The 18,597-nt window shown below is 67.1% G+C and carries 17 protein-coding genes and 1 pseudogene; 11 read left to right on the forward strand and 7 right to left on the reverse strand.

Annotation, left to right across the window (positions count from 1 at the left end; genetic code table 11):
* The first annotated feature begins 71 nt into the window (after positions 1 to 71).
* Both LX70_RS15455 and LX70_RS15460 read left to right on the forward strand, forming a co-directional pair.
* Positions 72 to 1,541: an efflux RND transporter periplasmic adaptor subunit gene (locus tag LX70_RS15455; RefSeq protein WP_105515692.1), complete on the forward strand. Its 1,470-nt coding sequence runs from the start codon at positions 72 to 74 to the stop codon at positions 1,539 to 1,541.
* Positions 1,542 to 4,892: an efflux RND transporter permease subunit gene (locus LX70_RS15460; RefSeq protein ID WP_105515693.1), complete on the forward strand. Its 3,351-nt coding sequence runs from the start codon at positions 1,542 to 1,544 to the stop codon at positions 4,890 to 4,892. It begins immediately after the preceding gene.
* Here LX70_RS15460 and LX70_RS15465 read toward each other — a convergent pair.
* Positions 4,874 to 5,689, reverse strand: coding sequence for a protein-disulfide reductase DsbD domain-containing protein (locus LX70_RS15465; protein ID WP_105515694.1), 816 nt, complete (start codon positions 5,687 to 5,689; stop codon positions 4,874 to 4,876). The two genes, LX70_RS15460 and LX70_RS15465, sit on opposite strands and share 19 nt — an antisense overlap.
* 136 nt (positions 5,690 to 5,825) lie before the next feature.
* On the opposite strand from LX70_RS15465, the gene LX70_RS15470 reads away from it, so the two are divergent.
* Entirely contained in the window at positions 5,826 to 6,383 is a 558-nt protein-coding gene (locus LX70_RS15470) for a YqgE/AlgH family protein (RefSeq protein WP_105515695.1), read from the forward strand.
* Between the two features lie 3 nt (positions 6,384 to 6,386).
* On the opposite strand, the gene LX70_RS20880 is transcribed toward LX70_RS15470, so the two are convergent.
* Positions 6,387 to 6,836: a GNAT family N-acetyltransferase gene (locus tag LX70_RS20880; protein WP_211301740.1), complete on the reverse strand. Its 450-nt coding sequence runs from the start codon at positions 6,834 to 6,836 to the stop codon at positions 6,387 to 6,389.
* A gap of 75 nt (positions 6,837 to 6,911) precedes the next feature.
* A pseudogene (locus LX70_RS20885) lies at positions 6,912 to 7,232 on the reverse strand (GFA family protein); the annotation flags it as partial.
* Between the two features lie 181 nt (positions 7,233 to 7,413).
* Here LX70_RS20885 and smc point away from each other — a divergent pair.
* The 3 genes from smc to LX70_RS21055 all read left to right on the forward strand — a co-directional run bounded on the left by smc (position 7,414) and on the right by LX70_RS21055 (position 11,470).
* Complete coding sequence (gene smc / locus LX70_RS15480; RefSeq protein WP_105515749.1) at positions 7,414 to 10,869, forward strand: chromosome segregation protein SMC; 3,456 nt, start codon at positions 7,414 to 7,416, stop codon at positions 10,867 to 10,869.
* Positions 10,862 to 11,269 (forward strand): hypothetical protein, encoded by a 408-nt coding sequence (locus tag LX70_RS15485; protein ID WP_105515697.1) that lies wholly within the window; start codon positions 10,862 to 10,864, stop codon positions 11,267 to 11,269. The genes smc and LX70_RS15485 overlap by 8 nt, the downstream gene beginning before the upstream one ends.
* Positions 11,270 to 11,341: 72 nt before the next feature.
* Positions 11,342 to 11,470 (forward strand): hypothetical protein, encoded by a 129-nt coding sequence (locus tag LX70_RS21055; protein WP_281260459.1) that lies wholly within the window; start codon positions 11,342 to 11,344, stop codon positions 11,468 to 11,470.
* A 10-nt stretch (positions 11,471 to 11,480) separates the two neighbouring features.
* Here the strand turns inward: LX70_RS21055 and LX70_RS15490 are convergent, their stop codons facing one another.
* Positions 11,481 to 12,647 carry a lytic murein transglycosylase gene (locus LX70_RS15490; protein ID WP_105515698.1) on the reverse strand — a complete coding sequence of 389 codons (1,167 nt, stop codon included), beginning with the start codon at positions 12,645 to 12,647 and terminating at the stop codon, positions 11,481 to 11,483.
* A 173-nt stretch (positions 12,648 to 12,820) separates the two neighbouring features.
* On the opposite strand from LX70_RS15490, the gene LX70_RS15495 reads away from it, so the two are divergent.
* Complete coding sequence (locus LX70_RS15495; RefSeq protein ID WP_105515699.1) at positions 12,821 to 13,183, forward strand: response regulator transcription factor; 363 nt, start codon at positions 12,821 to 12,823, stop codon at positions 13,181 to 13,183.
* Between the two features lie 4 nt (positions 13,184 to 13,187).
* Here the strand turns inward: LX70_RS15495 and LX70_RS15500 are convergent, their stop codons facing one another.
* The gene (locus LX70_RS15500) at positions 13,188 to 14,162 is read right to left on the reverse strand and encodes a glutathione S-transferase family protein (RefSeq protein ID WP_105515700.1); all 975 of its coding nucleotides are present in this window, start codon (positions 14,160 to 14,162) and stop codon (positions 13,188 to 13,190) included.
* Between the two features lie 219 nt (positions 14,163 to 14,381).
* On the opposite strand from LX70_RS15500, the gene LX70_RS15505 reads away from it, so the two are divergent.
* On the forward strand, positions 14,382 to 14,732 hold the full coding sequence (locus tag LX70_RS15505; RefSeq protein WP_105515701.1) for a hypothetical protein: 351 nt from the start codon (positions 14,382 to 14,384) through the stop codon (positions 14,730 to 14,732).
* On the opposite strand, the gene LX70_RS15510 is transcribed toward LX70_RS15505, so the two are convergent.
* Positions 14,729 to 15,271, reverse strand: a complete 543-nt coding sequence (locus tag LX70_RS15510; RefSeq protein ID WP_105515702.1) for a L,D-transpeptidase family protein — start codon at positions 15,269 to 15,271, stop codon at positions 14,729 to 14,731. The genes LX70_RS15505 and LX70_RS15510 overlap by 4 nt on opposite strands.
* Positions 15,268 to 16,440, reverse strand: a complete 1,173-nt coding sequence (locus LX70_RS15515) for a MalY/PatB family protein (protein WP_105515703.1) — start codon at positions 16,438 to 16,440, stop codon at positions 15,268 to 15,270. Before LX70_RS15515 ends, LX70_RS15510 begins: the two co-directional genes overlap by 4 nt.
* A 125-nt stretch (positions 16,441 to 16,565) precedes the next feature.
* On the opposite strand from LX70_RS15515, the gene def (LX70_RS15520) reads away from it, so the two are divergent.
* The 3 genes from def (LX70_RS15520) to fmt all read left to right on the forward strand — a co-directional run bounded on the left by def (LX70_RS15520) (position 16,566) and on the right by fmt (position 18,553).
* Positions 16,566 to 17,087: a peptide deformylase gene (gene def, locus LX70_RS15520; protein WP_105515704.1), complete on the forward strand. Its 522-nt coding sequence runs from the start codon at positions 16,566 to 16,568 to the stop codon at positions 17,085 to 17,087.
* Positions 17,084 to 17,587, forward strand: a complete 504-nt coding sequence (def, locus tag LX70_RS15525) for a peptide deformylase (protein WP_105515705.1) — start codon at positions 17,084 to 17,086, stop codon at positions 17,585 to 17,587. Before def (LX70_RS15520) ends, def (LX70_RS15525) begins: the two co-directional genes overlap by 4 nt.
* A gap of 69 nt (positions 17,588 to 17,656) precedes the next feature.
* Positions 17,657 to 18,553, forward strand: a complete 897-nt coding sequence (gene fmt / locus LX70_RS15530) for a methionyl-tRNA formyltransferase (protein WP_105515706.1) — start codon at positions 17,657 to 17,659, stop codon at positions 18,551 to 18,553.
* Positions 18,554 to 18,597: the final 44 nt, after the last annotated feature.

The following is an 18,597-nucleotide window of genomic DNA, read 5'->3' on the forward strand; positions in this document are numbered from 1 at the left end:
GTATATCGTGAAACGCTTTGATCTTGGCGCCGCCCGATATACCATCGTAAGGGTCCTAACTGACGGGAAACATGCGGTTTCTGACGCGAAGCCTGACGGGTCTTTTTCTGTTCGCGATAACCTTGGGGTTTCTCGCGGCCGGTTTTGCCGCGCTCAAATCCGCGATCGACATCCGCACCGCGCCCAGCATGGCGGGGCGCCCCTCGGCCGAACGGTCCTTCAGCGCCCGTGTCGCGCGGCTTGAGCCGCAGCGCATCGCGCCCAGCCTGACCGCCTATGGCGAGGTGCAAAGCCGCCGGACGCTGGAACTGCGCGCCCCCGCGGCGGGGGAGGTGGTGGAACTTGCCCCCGACCTTGCCGATGGCGCGCGTGTCACGGCGGGGCAGCTTCTGGTGCGCACCGATCCCGCCGACGCGCAATCGGCCGTCGCACTGGCCCGTGCCGGGCTGACCAATGCCGAGGCCGAGGTGCGCGATGCCGCCTATGCGCTGGAGCTTGCCCAGGCCGATCTGAAGGTGGCCGAGGAACAGGTCACCCTGCGCCAGGGCGCCTATGACCGCCAAAAGGGCATCGGTGAGCGTGGTTTCGGTACCGCGACGGATATCGAGACGGCCGAACTTGCCCTGTCGACCGCGAACCAGAGCCTTGTCTCGCGCAGGCAAAGCCTTGCGCAGGCGCAGGCGCGGGCCGATCAGTCGAAGACCGCGCTTGAGATGCAGAAGCTGACGCTGGCAGAGGCCGAACGGCGTCTGTCAGAGACGGAGTTGCGGGCCGGGTTCGCGGGCGTCCTGACCGGCGTCACGGTCGTCGCGGGCGGGCTGGTCGCGAAGTCGGAGAAACTGGGGGAGCTTGTCGATCCGAACGACCTTGAGGTGTCGTTCCGCGTCTCGACCGAACAATACAGCCACCTTGCCGATGCCGAAGGGCGACTGGCCGCCCTGCCGGTGATCGTTGAGCTTGAGACGAGCAGCGGCCATTTCGGCGCGACCGGCACACTTTCGCGCGTCGATGCGACGGTGGGCGCGGGCGTCAGCGGGCGACTTCTGTTTGCGACGCTGAAGGACCCCGTCGGGCTGAAGCCGGGCGATTTCGTCACCGTCACCGTTGCCGAGGCACCGATTGACGGGGTCGCCCTTCTTCCCGCCGTTGCGGTCGGACCCGATGGCAACCTGCTTCTGGTAGGCGCGGAAAACCGGCTTGAGGCAGCCCCGGCCGAGATCGTCCGCCGCCAGGGTGACGCCGTCATCGTCCGGGTCGGCGATCTTGCCGGGCGCGAGGTCATCATCGACCACTCGCCGCTTCTGGGGGCGGGTATCCTTGTCCGCCCGGTGCGCGGGGACGAAAAATCCGAAGCCCCGGAAGCAGGGCGCGACAGCACCATGATCGACCTGACGCCGGAACGCCGCGCGGCGCTGATTTCCTTCGTCGAGGGCAGCGGGCAGATGGGGGCGGATGCCAAGGAACGGCTTCTGGCGCAACTGCGCGAGGATCGGGTCCCGGCGGCGACGGTGCAGCGGATCGAAGCCCGGATGGGCGGATAGATGGCGGGGCAGGGCGACAGGTTTCCCCAGGCGAACCGGCTTCTTGGCTATTTCACGCGCCATGCCACGGCCGCCAATCTGGTGCTTGTGCTCCTGATCGCCGCCGGGCTTGCGGCGTTGCCCCGGATGCGGGCGCAGTATTTCCCCGACGTCATCATCCAGCAGATCAATGTCGGCGTCGACTGGAAGGGCGCCGGGCCAGAGGACGTGGATCGCGGTATCACCCAGCTTCTCGAACCCGGCCTGATGGCGGTTGAAGGGGTGGACAACGCGACCTCTTATTCGCGTGAGGGCGGCATGACCGTCATCCTCGAATTCGAGCCGGGCTGGGACATGTCGCGCGCGCTCAATGACGTGGAAACCGCCGTCGCCAGTGTCACCAACCTGCCGCAGGATGCCGACACCCCGCAGATCGTGCGCCGCGCCTGGCGCGACCGGGTCAGCAATGTCGTCATGTCGGGGCCGGTGTCGCCCGCGCAGCTTTTGCAGTTCGGGGATGAATTCCTGCTTCGCCTCTTCGCCGCCGGGGTGACGCGCGCCACGATCGAGGACCTGCCCGATCCCGAAATGCGGATCGAGGTGCCGCTGGCCGAACTGATCCGCCACGACCTGACGCTGTCGCAGATCGCCCAGCGGATCGGGGCCGAGGTCAACGCCGCCCCGGCGGGTGAGGTGACCGACGGATCGTCGCGCCTGCGCGCCGGGGCCGAACGGCGCAGCGCCACGGAACTGGGCGACGTGGTGCTGAAATCCGCCCCTGACGGGACCAATCTCAGGCTGGCCGACATCGCGCGCGTTCATGCCGTGGGCAGCCAGGAAATCCATTCGGTCTTCGTCGGCCCCAACCCCGCGATTTCGCTACGGATCGACCGTTCTGCCCAGGGCGATTCCCTCGACATTCAGGCAACCGTCGAGAAGGTCGCGGAAGAGATGCGTCAGACGCTGCCCGCCGGGGTGACGATCGACATGATCCGGGTCCGGTCCGACGACATCCGGGCGCGGCTGGATATCCTGATCCAGAACGGCGCGATGGGCCTTGGCCTTGTGATCGCGATCCTCTTCCTGTTCCTGAACGCGCGCACCGCCTTTTGGGTCGCGGCGGGCATTCCGGTCGCCATGCTCGCGGCGGTGGCGATGATGCAGGCCTTCGGGCTGACCTTCAACATGATCTCGCTTTTCGCGCTGATCCTGACCCTTGGTATCGTCGTGGACGACGCCATCGTCATCGGCGAACACACCGATTTTCGCGTCCGACGACTGGGCGAACCGCCGCTGGTCGCCGCCGAAACCGCCGTCAGCCGGATGGCCGCGCCGGTGCTGTCTTCGACCCTGACGACGATTGCCGCCTTCCTTGGCCTGACGGCCCTGTCGGGCCGCTTTGGCGACATGATTCAGGATATTCCCTTCACCGTCACGGTCGTCCTTGCCGCTTCGGTTATCGAATGCTTCCTTATCCTGCCGAACCACATGGCCCATGCGCTGTCGAAAGCCTCGCGCGGGCATTGGTACGATGCGCCCTCGCGGGTGGTGAACCGGGGCTTTGGCTGGGTCCGCGACCGGGGGATGCGGCCGCTGACGCGTTTCGTCCTCTGGGCGCGCTATCCGGTCGTGGCGGCGGCCATCGCGCTTTTGTGCTTTCAGGCGGCGAAGTTCATCCGCGGCGACGTTCCGTGGCGCTTTTTCAACTCGCCCGAACAATCGACCATCGACGCCAATTTCACCATGCTGCCCGGCGCCACCCGCGCGGACAGCGAGGCGGTGATGCGCGCGCTTCAGGACACCGTCGCGAAGGTCGCGCAGGAGTATCGGGACAAATACGGGGTCGAGCCGCTGAAATTCGTCACCGGAGAGGTGGGGTCGAATGTCGGGCGCGGGCTGTCCACGTCGGAGAACACCGAACGCGACCTGAAGGGCGCGGTGTCGATAGAACTCGGCGATCCCGACCTGCGCCCCTGGACGAGCAATGACTTCGTCGCCTCGCTGCAAGAGGCCGCGCCGCACAGCCCGCTGATCAACGAATTGGCGTTCCGGGGCGGCCGCTGGGGGCCGGCGGGGGACGATATCGACGTGGAACTGTCGGGCAATGACGCCACGACGCTGAAACAGGCGGCCGAGGCGCTGAAACGCGCGCTGGTCGTCTTCCCCGAAGTGTCCTCGCTTGAGGATTCGCTGCCCTATGACAAGAACGAGCTGATCCTGACCCTGACCCCGCAGGGCCGCGCGCTGGGCTTCACCGTCGATAGCGTCGGCGCGGAACTGCGCCACCGGCTTGACGGGGTAGAGGCGGCGAGCTTCCCCGACGGGACGCGCAGCATGAAGGTCATGGTCAAGCTGCCGGAACGCGACCTGACCTCGGATTTCATCGACCGCACGCTGCTTCGCACCCCGTCGGGCGGCTATGTGCCGCTGTCCGACATCGTCACCTTCGATGCGACCTCGGGCTTTTCCAAGGTCGTGCGCGAGAATGGCAAGCAGGTCGTATCGGTCACCGGCGCGGTGTCCGAGGATAATGCGGATCGCCTGACCGAAATCCTCGACCGGCTCGACAAGCAGATCCTGCCCGACATCGCCAGCGAATATGGCGTGACCTATGATCTTTCCGGCCTCAGCGAGCAGGAAACCCAATTCCTCAACGATGCCGTCATCGGCCTGACGGCGGCGCTGCTGGCGATCTACGCGATCCTCGCCTGGATCTTTTCAAGCTGGACGCGGCCTGTTGTCGTGATGCTGGTCATCCCGCTGGGCCTGATCGGCGCTGTCTATGGCCACGATGCCTGGGGCGTGCCGGTTTCGATGTTCTCCATCGTCGGAATGATCGGCATGTCGGGGATCATCATCAACGATGCCATCGTGCTGATCTCCACCATCGACGAATATGCCGAACGGCGCGGCTTGATCCCCTCCATCGTCGACGGGGTGGCGGACCGTTTGCGCCCGGTCTTCCTGACCACGGCGACCACGGTCCTTGGTCTTGCGCCGCTTCTGTTCGAAAGCTCGCGCCAGGCGCAGTTCCTGAAACCGACGGTCATCACGCTTTGCTACGGGCTGGGCTTCGGCATGGTCCTTGTGCTGCTGATCGTGCCTGCGATGATCGGCATCCAGCATGACCTGTCGCGCCATCTGCGCGCCTATCGCCGGGCGCGCCGGGCCGCGCCGATCCGCCGTGTGGTCCAGGGGTCGGCGCTGGCCATGGTGGCGGTCTTTGCGGCAACGCTGGGCGTGGCGATCTGGACGGCGGCGCCGCTGGTCCCGGCGATGATCGCCTTCGCGCTGGGGGCGCTGGCGGTGGCAGTTCTGGGCTGGGCTATCGGGGCGATGGTCCTGCGCCGGGATCAGCCAGCGCAGCCCTGAAGCTCTACCACCCGGCCGTTGCCGCCGAAGATCGTGATATGGATGGAGGAACGGTCAATCGCGAAGGGCTTCGCCGAAGCCGGGACCAGATCGGCGGTGGCCTGAAGCATGCCGCCCTTACGCACCGTCTCGGTCGAGGAGACCCAGACCGTCGGATCGGCCAGTTCCACGACCGTCACCTCATCCGGCCCGACCTTCGGTAGCGACAGCGCGGTTGTCAGGCGCATCCCGTCGCGGATCGGCTCGGCAGAGCATTTCGCGGCGCTAAGGCCCGCCGCCTGCGCCTGTTCCGGCTGATCCGACAGGGCGCGGCGTATCTCTGGCACCGCGTCGCCGCCGGGCTGGACATCGCCGGTCAGGGTCAGTTGCATCGGCACGCAGATTTCCTTGCAGACGCCCAGTTCGACATCGGCCTTCAGCCGGATCGGCGCCGACGGGTCGCCCGGCGTCAACTCGATCGGCAGGACCAGCCCGTCGTGATAGCCGAAGGTCCGCATCCCGTTCAGATCGAAAATCTCAGGCCGCGGCCAGTGGATCGTGACGCCTTTGAGGTTCTGCGATCCGGCCCAGTCGAAGCGCGGCGGCACCCCGGCCTCCCCCGGTGCGCGCCAGTAGGTCTTCCACCCCGGCGCAAGGACAAGGCGCAGCGCGGCCATCTCATGCCCGGACTGCATCTGCCAGCCGTCGATCAGCTCCGCCCGCAGGACGGGCGAGGGCGGCGTTTCGGCCAGCACGGGGGCGGCGACCACGATCAAGGCGGCGGCGAGACAGGCGAGGGGGCGGGCTTTCTGCGTCATGGCGCCAAAATCGGGCAAGCTTCTGCCGATTGAAAGCGCGAAGCTGCAACATCACGAAGAGTTTTCCGCCCGTCGCGACACGTCGCCCCTTGTGTCCCGGCGCCCCGGACGCAATGCTTTCCTAAGGAGGCGAGAGATGAACCTCAGCGGCAAGCTCCTGATCGCGATGCCCGGCATGGGCGATCCCCGTTTCGAACGCAGCGTGGTCTTTCTCTGCGCCCATTCGGGCGACGGGGCGATGGGGCTGATCGTGAACAAGCCGTCACCCGATCTGACCTTCGGCCAGCTTTTGCGCCAGCTTGATATTCCCGTCCCCGACGACCCGGCGCGCGGCATCAGGGTGCATTTCGGCGGCCCGGTCGAAAACGTGCGCGGCTTCGTCCTGCATTCCAGCGATTACGGCGGCGAAGGATCGACCCTTAAGATCGACGAACGCTTCGGGATGACCGCGACGCTCGACGTGCTTCAGGCCATCGCGCTGGGCGACGGGCCGCAATCCTCGCTTCTCGCGCTTGGCTATGCCGGTTGGGGGCCGGGGCAGTTGGAGGATGAGATCCTGAACAACGGCTGGCTGACCTGCGACGCCTCGCCCGATCTGGTCTTTTCGGGGCAGGATGAGACGAAGTGGTCCCGCGCGCTGGGGACGCTGGGCATCGACCCGCAATCGCTGTCGGCCGCGGCCGGGCGGGCCTGAGGGTCAGGTGTCGCGCGCATAGGTGAGGGAGGTCGGCCGGTCATAGCCCGCATGGGCCGTGGCGCCGGTCTTGCGAAAGCCCATCGCCTCAAAAGCGGCGTGATTTTCGGTCAGTTCGACGCGGGTCTGAAGCGTCACGCGCGGCAGACCCAGCGGCCTGGCGCGGGCCAGCGCGTGATCCACCATCTGCCGCCCCAGTCCCTGCCCGCGATGCGTGTCCGCAACCGCCAGCTTGCCAAGGTAAAGCGTATCGGCGCGCGGGGTCAGCACCATGCAGGCGACAGGCTGGCCGGTTTCCTCGGCCACCCAGACCTCTGCCTCACGCGCATGATCGGCCAGCGCGGCGGCGGTCAGACGGTGCATGGAGCTTGGCGGGTCGATGCGCCCCTCCATAAAGGCGAAGGCCGCGCGGATCAGCGACAGGACGGGGCCGAAATCCTCCTCCGCCGCCATCCGGCGGGGCGCCCATTCGCGCGGCAGACCGTCGGAAAGGTGCAGCCAGGGCAGGTGTTCGTTGAAATGCACATGCACGGTCGCGGCAAACTGCGACGGATCCTCCAGCGTCAGCGCGTAAAGGTCCAGCTCATGCGCCCGCGCGGGGCTTTGATAGGCGACAGGCGATCCGCAGTGCGGGCAAAAGCTGCGCGCGACGCCGGGGGAGGAGGCGTAGGTCGCGGGCGCGATGCCGGTAAACCGCAGCCGCGCGTGATCGACGGCGAAGAAGCTGGTGAAGGGCGCGGATGTCGCCCGCCGACAGCTTTCGCAATGGCAATGGGCCTGCCAGTTGGGCGGCCCGTCGAAGTCGTACCTGACCGCGCCGCACAGGCAGCGCCCGCTTCCGCCGTCCATCCCGGCCCCCTCTGTGACAGGGCGATTTGACGCCCCCGTGCCGTCCGGGTCAATCGAAAGCTGCGACCAATATCTTGGGGATAACTCGCTTCATTCCGCCATATGCGGTGTAGCTCTGTTGACACGCAGCGCCATCGCGCCGACCATTGACGACCTGTCGGAATCAAGGGGCGTCCCTGTCTTGCGTTTCACCCGCCTGCGTCTGAACGGCTTCAAAAGCTTCGTCGACCCCACGGATCTGATCATCCATGAGGGGCTGACCGGCGTTGTCGGCCCGAACGGTTGCGGCAAGTCCAACCTGCTTGAGGCTCTGCGCTGGGTGATGGGCGAAAACCGCGCCTCGGCCATGCGCGGCGGCGGGATGGAGGACGTGATCTTCGCCGGTGCCGCCAGCCGCCCGGCGCGGAACTTTGCCGAGGTGGCGCTGACCATCGACAATTCCGAACGCCTCGCGCCGTCGGGCTTCAACGATCAGGACGCGCTGGAGATCGTCCGCCGCATCACCCGCGACGCAGGGTCGGCCTACAAGGCCAACACCAAGGACGTGCGGGCGCGTGACATCCAGATGCTGTTCGCCGATGCCTCTACCGGCTCCCATTCGCCCGCGCTGGTGCGGCAGGGGCAAATCTCGGAGCTGATCAACGCCAAGCCGAAGAACCGCCGCCGTATCCTGGAAGAGGCGGCGGGGATTTCCGGTCTCTACCAGCGCCGGCATGAGGCGGAGCTGAAGCTGAACGGCACCGAACAGAACCTCGCCCGCGTCGAGGACGTGATCGAGCAGCTTGCCCAGCAGCTTGCCCAGCTTGCGCGTCAGGCCCGTCAGGCGGCGCGCTACCGCGAGATTGGGGAAGAGTTGCGGCGCACCGAAGGGATGCTGCTCTACCGTCGCTGGCGCGAGGCCGATCAGGCCCGCGCGGCGGCCGAGGGCGACCTGACGGAACGCACGAAGCTGGCCGCGCAGGCCGAGGCCGCCGCGCGCCAGTCCACCCGCGCGCGCAGCGAACGCGAAGCCGACCTGCCGCCCCTGCGCGAGGAAGAGGCCATCGCGGCCGCCGTCCTGCAACGGCTTCAGGTGCAGCGCGATACGCTGAAGGATCAGGAGGACCGCGCTGTCCAGACGATCGAGACGCTGAAGGGCCGGATCGGGCAACTGGCGCATGACATGGAGCGTGAAGCCGGCCTGAACCGCGATGCGGGCGAAACCATCGGTCGGCTGGAATGGGAACAGGACCAGATCGCCAAGGCCGCCGAGGGCCATGAAAGCCGTCTGGCCGAGGCGCTTGAGGTGTCGCAGGACGCAGCACGGGTGCTGTCGGAACGGGAAAATGCGCTGTCCGAACTGACCGAGGATGTCGCCCGCCTGTCCGCCCGCCACCAGTCGGCGCACCGCCTGCTGGCCGACAGCCGCTCCACGCTGGAGAAATCCGAAGCCGAGGCGGCAAAGGCGGCATCGGCGGCGACCGAGGCCGAGGCGGCGCTGACCCGTGCCGCCGCTGACCATCAGACCGCCGAGGCAGCGCAGGCCGGGGCCACAAGCGCCGCCGAGGCCGCCGAGGCCGCCCTTGCCGCCGCCGATGAGGCGCGCACCGACGCCCAGTCGCGTGAGGCCGAGGCCCGCGCGGCGCTTTCGTCGGCGGAAGGGGAATGGAGCGCGCTCAAGGCCGAGGCGGCGGCGCTGCTGAAACTGGTGGAGCGGGAAGCCTCGGCAGGCAAGCAGTTGCTCGACCGGGTCGAGGTGCAGAAGGGCTATGAAAAGGCGCTGGGGGCGGCGCTGGCCGATGATCTGCGTGCGCCTGAGGTTGGTGCCGACGGCGCGTCCGGCTGGGCCGAACTGCCGGGCTATTCGGATGCGCAGACCCTGCCGGAAGGCGTCCGCGCGCTGTCCTCCGTCGTCAATGTCCCCGCCGTCCTTGCGCGTCGGATCGGGCAGATCGGTCTGGTGGAACGGGGCGAGGGCGCCCGCCTCCAACCGCTTCTGAAACCCGGTCAGCGGCTCGTCACGGTCGAGGGCGATCTTTGGCGCTGGGACGGGTTCCGCGCCGGGGCCGAGGATGCGCCGACCGCCGCCGCGTTGCGGCTTCAGCAGTTGAACCGGCTGACCGACCTGAAGCGCGATCTGGAAGAGGCCAATGGCCGGGCCGAGGGCGCGCGCCGGGCGCACGAACACCTGACCCGCCGTCTGGCCGAGACGACCGAGGCCGACCGCGCCGCGCGCGATGCGCGGCGTGAGGCCGACCGGCGCATGGTCGATGCCTCGCGCGCGCTGTCGAAGGCCGAGGCCGACCGTTCCATCGCGGGCGGCAAGCTGGAAAGCGCCCGCCTTGCCGTCGCCCGGCATGAGGAAGAGGCAATGGGCGCGCGCAGCCGCCTGAAAGAGGCCGAAACCGCCGTTGCCGCGCTGCCCGACCTCGCCTCGGCGCGGGCCGAGGTCGAGGACGTCAAGCTGACGGTCGAGGCAGCGCGGATGACGATGCTCGCCAAACGCTCTGCCCATGACGAGATCCGCCGTGAGGGCGAGGCGCGGGTGAAGCGGCGGCAGGAGATCACCAAGGAGGTCTCCGGCTGGCGCCACCGGCTTGAGACCGCCGAAAAGCGCAGCGCGGAACTTGCCGAACGGAAAGAGGCGTCCGAGGCGGAGTTGAAGGAAGCCTCTGCCGCGCCGGCCGAGATCGCCGCAAAGCGCGCCGAACTGGGCGAGGCCATCGACGCCGCCGAGACCCGCCGCCGCGCCGCCGCCGACCGGCTGGCCGGGGCGGAAACGGCGCTGCGTGAGGCGACCGATCACGAACGCGCCGCCGAACGCGCCGCGTCCGAGGCGCGCGAGGCCCGCGCGCGGGCCGAGGCGCGCACCGAGGCCGCCCGCGAAAGCGTGGCCCATGCCGTCGAGCGCATCCACGAGGAGACGGAGCTTGACCCGGCGGCGCTTCTGCAAAGCCTTGACGCCGACCCCGAAGCGATGCCCCCGGCCGAGGCGCTGGACAACGATGTCCACCGCCTGCGCCGCCAGCGCGACGCGCTGGGCGCGGTCAACCTGCGCGCCGAGGAAGACGCGAAAGAGGTCCAGACCGAACATGACACGCTGGTCAGCGAAAAGGCCGATCTGGAAGAGGCGATCAAGAAGCTGCGCGCCGGGATCGCGGGCCTGAACCGCGAGGGGCGCGAACGGCTGCTGACCGCCTTCGAACAGGTCAACGGCAATTTCCGCATGCTCTTCACCCACCTCTTCGGCGGCGGTGAGGCGAACCTTGTCCTTGTCGAAAGCGACGATCCGCTGGAGGCGGGGCTTGAGATCATGTGCCAGCCGCCGGGCAAGAAGCTGGCCACGCTGTCGCTTTTGTCGGGTGGGGAACAGACGCTGACCGCGCTGGCGCTGATCTTCGCCGTCTTCCTTGCCAACCCCGCGCCGATCTGCGTTCTGGATGAGGTTGACGCGCCCTTGGATGACGCCAACGTCACCCGCTTCTGCGATCTCCTGGATGAGATGACGCGGCGCACCGATACCCGCTTCCTTATCATCACCCACCATGCCGTGACGATGAGCAGGATGGACCGCCTGTTCGGCGTGACGATGCAGGAACAGGGCGTCAGCCAACTGGTCAGCGTCGATCTGAAACGGGCGGAGGCGCTGGTTGCCTGATGCGCCCGGACTGAGCGGCCGCTGGCTTGGCCGCTATGACTATGACGGGATGGCGATGGAGCCGGTCTCGTTCGAGGCGGACCTGACCGAGTCGTCGGGAAGTCTGGGCGGGCGCATTTTTGAACCCAACACTTTTCGCGACGACCGGGGTGCTGCGCTTGAGGCGCGCATCGACGGGCAGTGTTCCGGCGATGAGGTCAGTTTCGTGAAGGTCTATCTCGGCTTCGATCAGGGGGACGACCCGGTCTATGCCGGAACCGTCGATGCCGCGCGCAAACGGATCGAGGGGCGCTGGTCCTTCGCGGGCCTTCCGGGCGTCTCAGGCCGTTTCGTGATGATGCGAAAACCGCGCGCCGCGGCTGTGCGGGAACAGCTTGCGGTTGAGGGGATTGAAATCTGATCGCCGCGATAACCTCGTGTTAATGATGAACGCATAGAACAGGCCGTGAACAAACCGTCAAGGATCACGCCCATGCGCGAAGTCATCTCCATCGCCACGATGTTTCTCCTCCTCGCCGCCGCCGGGATGAAGGTTCCCGCCCAAGATGCGGCGAAGACCTGCAAGGCCACGACACTGGCGGCGATCTTCTCGCCCTGCTGAGGCGCCGCGCCTACAGTCGCCCCAGCAGCGCCCTGGTCGGCCAGGCATCGGCGGGCATCCCCTGCCGCTCCTGCTCGCGCTGCACCGCCTCGCGCGTCTTTTCGCCGAGAATGCCGTCGATGGCACCGACGTCATGGCCCTTCGCGGAGAGCTTCTTTTGCAGGCTCTTCATCTCGCCGTCCGACAGGCCCGGCTCCGGCGATCCGGGATCGTAGACCGGGGCGCCCTCAAGCCGGGTCGCGAAATAGGCCGCTGTCGTGACGTAGACGAAGCTTTTGTTCCATTCGAAATAGACGCGGAAATTGGGGTAGGCGATGAAGGCCGGCCCCTTGCGCCCCATCGGCAGCAGGATCGACCCCTTCAACCCCTGCGCCAGCGGTCCTGACCGGCCCTTCACGCCCATCGCCGCCCATTGGCTGACCGGAAGCTCATGGTTCAGCCCGGTCTTTGACCAGTCGAGATCGGCGGGCAGCTTCACCTCCTGCAACCACGGCTCATTGCGCCGCCAGCCGAGGTCGCGCAGCATCTTCGCCCCCGACATCAGCGCATCGGCCGAGGATGTCTTCAGCCGCACATGCCCGTCGCCGTCGCCATCGACGCCGTTATGCAGGATGTCGTCGGGCAGCATCTGCACCTGTCCGATTTCCCCCGCCCAGGCGCCGGTGGTGCCGCGCGGATCGAAATCGCCGCGTTTATAGAGTTCGAGGGCAGAGAATATCTGCGGCCGGAACAGCTCGGGCCGACGGCAGTCATGCGCCAGCGTCACCAGCGCGTTCAGCGTGTTGAAGTTGCCCTGAACCGCGCCGTAATCGGTTTCCAGCGCCCAGAAGGCCAGCAGGACACCGGGCGACACGCCGTAATCCGCCTGCGCACGTTTCAGGACAGAGGCGTATTTCTGTGCGTTCCGCCCGCCATTCTGGATCCGCCCCGCGCTGATGACGCTGCGCGAGAAGTCGATGAAATCCTTCCTGAAGACGCCCTGCGCCCGGTCCGCCCGCAGCACCTTCTGATCCTGCCGGACCCCGGCGAAGAAGGCGTTTACCGTGCCGCTGTCATAGCCCTTCGACTGCGCCTCGGCGGCCAGCCCGCCGACGAAACCGTCGAAACTGCCGCCGCATTGGGCCAGCGCGATCTGCGGGGCCAGGGCCAGGGCAAGGATGGGGAAAAGACGACGCATGACACTCTCCGGTTGACACGGGCGCCAGCCTATCAATCCTTGCATTGGCGACAAGCCGCCTGATGCCGAATTCCTTTGGGCAAGCGTTAAGATTTGTTTAAGCATTGTTGATGAATCTCTGACAACGCAGGGCGGAGCGCGCCATTAGGCCCTCCTGACATGCAGGAGGGGCGATGCGCGTACTGATCGTCGAAAGCGATCCGAACCTGGGCTGGATCTGGAAACGCCATGTTGAGCGGTTCTCGGCAGAGGTCACGCTGGTCCAGTCGCAGGAAGCCGCCGTTACCCATATCGAGCGGGAAGAGATCGACATCGTCGTGCTGGACCTGATCCTTGGCGGCGGCAGCGCGATCGCGGTGGCCGATTACTGTGCCTATCGCCGCCCCGATGCGAAGATCATCTTCGTCACCAATACCAGCTTCTTCTCCGACGGCTCGATCTTTCAGCATATCCCGAACGCCTGCGCCTTCCTGCCCTCACGCACCCCGCCCGAGGATCTTGCGGCGGTGGTGGAACATTACGGCTCCGCCCCCTGACGTCTCAGCCGCGCCCGTGCGGGGCGGCGAAGTCGAGGATCGGGTTGATGGGGATGATCCGGTTCGGATTGATGGTGTCGTGGCTGTAGTGGTAGTGCCGGACGATGTGGTCCAGATGCACCGTTCCCGCCACCCCCGGCCATTGGTAAAGATCGCGCGTGTACGGCCAGAGGTTCGGATAGTCGATCAGCCGCCGCCGGTTGCACTTGAAATGCAGGTGATAGACGGAATCGAACCGCACCAGCGTAGTGAAAAGCCGCCAGTCGGCTTCGGTCGGGCGGTCGCCCAGCAGGAAGCGGGACTGCCCAAGCCGGTCGTCCAGCCAGTCGAGCGTTTCGAAAAGCGCGTGGACGGCGGCGTCATAAGGGGCCTGCGCGGTGGCGAACCCGGCCTTGTAGACGCCGTTGTTGACGCGGTCATAGATGCGGGCGTTCAGCGCCTCGATCTCATCGCGCAGGGACACGGGCCAGTAATCGTCGTGGTTCCCGGTCAGCCCGTCGAAGGCGGAATTGAACATGCGGATAATCTCCGCGCTTTCGTTCGACACGATCGTGCCGCGCGCCTTGTCCCAAAGGATCGGCACCGTCACCCGGCCCGTCGCGTCGGGCTTGGCGCGGGTGTAGATGTCCCGCAGGAAGGCCGCGCCGAAAAGCGTGTCGCCTGTCGCGCCGGGAAAATCGGTGCGGAAGGTCCAGCCGTCGTCCAGCATGTCGGGATGGACGACGGAAACCCCGATCATGTCTTCCAGCCCTTTCAGCGCGCGGAAGATCAGCGTGCGATGCGCCCAGGGGCAGGCGTAGGAGACATAGAGGTGATAGCGCCCCGCCTCGGCCCCGAAGCCGCCGGTGCCGGACGGTCCCGGCGCGCCGTCGGCGGTGATCCAGTTGCGGAACTTCGCCGTGTCGCGCTTGAACGCGCCGCCCGAGGCGGCGGTGTCATACCAGCCGCTGTGCCATGTGCCGTTGATGAGCTGCCCCATGCGGACCTCCTGTTCGCGAGGGCCAAAGGTAGCCCGCGCGGCGCTCAAACCCAATCCGCATCCGCGCAAAACCCCTCTGCACCGGCGCACAGCATTGTTGCCGCAGGGGCATCAGCACCGCCCCTAACGCCGCGACTGGGCATAGGATCAGGTATAAGCGCCGGAATGGCTTGCAATTTTGTCCCACCTGCCCATGCTGAGGGTCGGGGGGAACGTGGTATGACGGATTATCTGCCGGAAGCAATCCGCGCAGGGCTGGAAGAGGCCCGCAAACGGGAACAACGCCGACGCTCGCGCCTGTGCGTTCACGCGGGGGAGGAGGTCTATCCGATCCTGCGCTACTGGGACACGGGCTTTTCGCTGGATGCCGATCAGGTGCAGGCGCTGCGCGGCCGGGTCGATATCTATGACGGGCCGAAGCACCTGTACAACTCGCTCATCATCGCAGCGGATATTGAGGCGGGGGAGCTGATCTGCACCATGAAACGCTCCACCCCCACATTCGACCGCGCGCCGCTGGACTACGCCCGCGACGATGAGGCGCCCGTGGGCTACCTTCCGCGCAGCTAGGGTCGGATGTCCACCGGCGTGCCGATGGGTGTGATGCGCCACAGTTCCTCGATCTCGGCATCCGCGACGGCGATGCAGCCGGCTGTCCAGTCATGGCGCAGCGTCGCCTTGCCGAAAAACGCGTTCGGCTGGCCATGGATGAAGATGTCACCGCCCGGCGCATAGCCGCCCGCGCTGGCGCGGATCACGTCCTCGCGCTGCGGATAGTCGATCCCCAGCGAGAGGTGAAAGCGGCTGTTGGCATTGCGACGGTCGATCCTGAACAGCCCCTCGGGCGTCTTGCCGTCGCCCTGCCGTTCCTTGTCGCCTTCGGGCGCGAAGCCAAGGGCCACGGTGTAGGTTCGAAGCGCCGCCCCGTCGCGATAGACGGTCAGGCGGCGCGCCGATTTCTCGATCAGGATGCGGTCGATCTGGCCGCTGAGCGGCGGCAGAGGCGCGGGTGCCGGTTCCGGCAGGCGGTAGCGGTAAAGCGCCAGCGCCCCGATCGCCAGCGCCGTCAGGATCAGGATCGCCTGGAAAAGCCGCCTCAGCGCCGTCATTGCACGTCGGCAAAGGCCTGTTGCAGCCGCTCCACCGCCTCGACCACCCGCGCGCGCGGCGTGGCGAGGTTGAAGCGCAGGAAGCTTTCGCCGCCCGCCCCGAAACTCGCGCCGTGATTGGCGGCGATCCGCGCCTCGCCCGCGACACGGGCGTTCGCGGCATCCGCGCCCATCCCGAGACCGGCGAAATCGACCCAGGCGAGATAGGTCGCCTCAAGCGGCATCGAGGCGAGGCCGGGAATTTCCCCGATCCCGGCATCGAAGACCTTCCGGTTGCCGTCGAGATAGGCGACGAGGGCATCGACCCAGGCCGCGCCTTCGGGCGAATAGGCGGCCGTCGCCATATGCATGCCAAAGCTGTTGCCGGAAATGCCCAGCGCCGCCATCTTCGCGCCGAAAGCCGCGCGCAGGCGGTCATCGGCGATGATGACATTGCCGGTATGGCTGCCCGCGATGTTGAAGGTCTTCGTCGTCGCGGACATGGTGACCAGCCGGTCCGCAATTTCCGGCACCGCCGTCGCCATGACCAGATGCTTGTGACCGGGATAGACCAGATCGTGATGGATCTCGTCCGAGATCAGGATCAGGTCGTGGCGCCGGGCGAAATCGGCGATCTGGCGCAGTTCCGCGGCGGTCCAGACCCGACCGCCGGGGTTGTGCGGCGAACAGAGGATCATCATCTTTTCGCGCCCGGTCATCTGCGCGTCCCATGCGGCGATGTCGAGCGTATAGCGCCCGCCGTCCCGCGCCAGACGGCATTCGACGACCTCGCGCCCGGCGGCTTTGATGACGCGGGCGAAGGCGTGGTAGACCGGGGTCATCAGGACGACGCCGTCACCGGGCTTCGTGAAGGCCTCGACACAGATGCCGGTGCCGTTGACAAGGCCGTGGGTGGTAAAGATCCACTCCGGTGCGACCTGCCAGCCATGGCGGGTTTCCATCCACCAGCGGATCGCATCGAGATAGGCGCCGTCATCGCCGAAATAGCCGTAGATCCCGTGGCGCAACTGCGCCTCGACCGCGCGCTGGATGCAGGGCGCGGCGCGAAAGTCCATGTCGGCGACCCACATGGAAATGCCGTCCTTCGGATCGACCCCGTAAAGAGCCTCCATCTTGTCCCATTTCGAACAATGGGTCCCCACACGGTCGATGATCTCGTCAAAACTCATATCCGTGGCCCGGTCCAAACTCATGTCACGTCCTCCGCTGGTCCGGGGACCTTCCGCCATCGCGCGGCTGGGTGCAAGGCCCCGCCCCATTGCGCGCGGCGGGGCCATGTCCTAAATCACGGGCCATGACGACACGCCCGATCCTGATCCACCCCGACCCGCGCCTGAAAAAGCGCTGCGACCCCGTGACCGAGATCACGGAGGAACTGCGCATGGCTGCCTCGGACATGCTGGAAACCATGTATGACGCGCCCGGCGTCGGCCTTGCCGGGCCGCAGGTCGGTCTGATGACGCGCATCCTGGTGATGGATTGCGTCAAGGACCCGGAGGCCGCGCCGCGCCCGATGGTGCTGATGAACCCCGAGGTGACATGGGCGTCCGAGGCGCTGAACACCTATGAGGAAGGCTGCCTGTCGATCCCAGAGCAATATGCCGAGGTGACGCGGCCCGCCGAGGTCAAGGTGCGCTGGCTGGCGCTCGACGGGTCCGAGCGGGAAGAACATTTCGCCGGTCTCTGGGCGACCTGCGTGCAGCATGAGATCGACCACCTGAACGGCAAGCTGTTCATCGACTACCTGACGCCGCTGAAACGCCAGCTCATCACCCGGAAGATGGAGAAGCTGAAGCGCGAGCGGGCGCGTCTGTGACCGTCCGCCGCTTCATCCCCTATGGCGACCGGCGCCTGCATGTGCCGGCCGAGCCGGTGGCCGGGGTGAATGAGACCGTGCGCATGATCTGGGACGACATGGTCGAGACGATGGACGCGATGCCGGGTTACGGCCTTGCCGCGCCGCAGATCGGGATCGGGCTGCGCCTTGCGGTCGTGGACTGTTCCGACAAGCGCGGGCAGGCGGTGAAACTGGCCAATCCCGAGGTGCTGCATGCCTCGGTCCAGATGCGCCGGCATGAGGAGGCGAGCCCGAACCTGCCCGGCGTCTCGGCGGTGATCGAGCGGCCCCGCGCGGTGACGGTGCGGTTCCTGAACGAGGATGGCGAGATGGAGGACCGCGATTTCGTCGGCCTCTGGGCCACCTCTGTGCAGCATCAGATCGACCATCTGAACGGGCGGGTCTATGTCGACCACCTGTCGCCCGTGCGCCGCAAGATGCTGGTGGCGCGGGCCGAAAAGCTGAAGAAGCGCGGATAGGGTGGATGCCGGGGGCTTCGCGCCCCCGGACCCCCGCGGAGTATTTGCGCAACGAAGAAGGAACGGCCGATGCGCGTGATCTTCATGGGGACGCCCGAATTTTCGGTTCCTGCGCTCGACGCGCTGGCGGCGGCGCATGAGGTTGTCTGCGTCTATACCCAGCCGCCGCGCCCGGCGGGGCGGGGGAAGAAGGACCGGCCGAGCCCGGTGCAGGTCCGGGCCGCGGCGCTGGGCCTGCCGGTGCGCCATCCCGTAAGCCTGAAGGACGCGGCGGCGCAGTCGGAATTCGCCGCGCTGCAGGCCGATGTGGCGGTGGTCGTGGCCTATGGGCTGATCCTGCCGCAGGCGGTTCTGGAGGCGCCGGTGCAGGGCTGCCTGAACATCCATGCCTCGCTTCTGCCGCGCTGGCGCGGGGCGGCGCCGATCCACCGGGCAATCATGGCGGGCGATGCGGAAACCGGGGTCTGCATCATGCAGATGGAGGCGGGGCTGGATACCGGGCCGGTGCTGCTGCGTCGGGAGGTGACGATCGGCGCGGAGGAGACGACGGGCGCGTTGCATGACCGGCTGTCGGCCCTCGCGGCCGGTGCGATTGTCGAGGCGCTGGCCGGGCTGGAGGGCCTGGTGCCGATGCCGCAACCGGAGGCGGGCGTGACCTATGCCGCGAAGATCGACAAGGCCGAGGCGCGGGTGGACTGGACCCGCCCGGCGGCGGAGGTCGACCGGCTGATCCGGGGCCTGTCGCCCTTTCCCGGCGCATGGGTCGAGGTCGGTGGAGAGCGGGTGAAACTTCTCCGCTCACGGCTGGTGGCGGGGCAGGGGGCGCCGGGGCAGGTTCTGTCGGGCTTTACCGTGGCCTGCGGCACCGGCGCGGTCGAGGTGACCGAGGCGCAGCGCGAGGGCAAGCGGCCGATGCCGGTGGCCGAGGTCTTGCGCGGGCTGTCCCTGCCGGAACGGCTGGCGTGACGCTTTCCCTGGGCCGCCCGCATCCCCATATTGCACAAAGCACA

The sequence above is a fragment of the Albidovulum denitrificans genome (assembly GCF_002973535.1).
Lineage (GTDB): Bacteria > Pseudomonadota > Alphaproteobacteria > Rhodobacterales > Rhodobacteraceae > Albidovulum > Albidovulum denitrificans.

Coding starts and splice junctions, on each gene's coding strand:
- LX70_RS15515 (WP_105515703.1), bottom strand. CDS start 16,440: ATGAGTTTTGACGAGATCATCGACCGTGTGGGGACCCATTGTTCGAAA.
- LX70_RS15505 (WP_105515701.1), top strand. CDS start 14,382: ATGACGGATTATCTGCCGGAAGCAATCCGCGCAGGGCTGGAAGAGGCC.
- LX70_RS20880 (WP_211301740.1), bottom strand. CDS start 6,836: ATGGCGGCGGAGGAGGATTTCGGCCCCGTCCTGTCGCTGATCCGCGCG.
- LX70_RS15460 (WP_105515693.1), top strand. CDS start 1,542: ATGGCGGGGCAGGGCGACAGGTTTCCCCAGGCGAACCGGCTTCTTGGC.
- LX70_RS15510 (WP_105515702.1), bottom strand. CDS start 15,271: ATGACGGCGCTGAGGCGGCTTTTCCAGGCGATCCTGATCCTGACGGCG.
- LX70_RS15500 (WP_105515700.1), bottom strand. CDS start 14,162: ATGGGGCAGCTCATCAACGGCACATGGCACAGCGGCTGGTATGACACC.
- LX70_RS21055 (WP_281260459.1), top strand. CDS start 11,342: ATGCGCGAAGTCATCTCCATCGCCACGATGTTTCTCCTCCTCGCCGCC.
- fmt (WP_105515706.1), top strand. CDS start 17,657: ATGCGCGTGATCTTCATGGGGACGCCCGAATTTTCGGTTCCTGCGCTC.
- LX70_RS15470 (WP_105515695.1), top strand. CDS start 5,826: ATGAACCTCAGCGGCAAGCTCCTGATCGCGATGCCCGGCATGGGCGAT.
- def (WP_105515704.1), top strand. CDS start 16,566: ATGACGACACGCCCGATCCTGATCCACCCCGACCCGCGCCTGAAAAAG.
- LX70_RS15490 (WP_105515698.1), bottom strand. CDS start 12,647: ATGCGTCGTCTTTTCCCCATCCTTGCCCTGGCCCTGGCCCCGCAGATC.
- LX70_RS15465 (WP_105515694.1), bottom strand. CDS start 5,689: ATGACGCAGAAAGCCCGCCCCCTCGCCTGTCTCGCCGCCGCCTTGATC.
- LX70_RS15455 (WP_105515692.1), top strand. CDS start 72: ATGCGGTTTCTGACGCGAAGCCTGACGGGTCTTTTTCTGTTCGCGATA.
- LX70_RS15495 (WP_105515699.1), top strand. CDS start 12,821: ATGCGCGTACTGATCGTCGAAAGCGATCCGAACCTGGGCTGGATCTGG.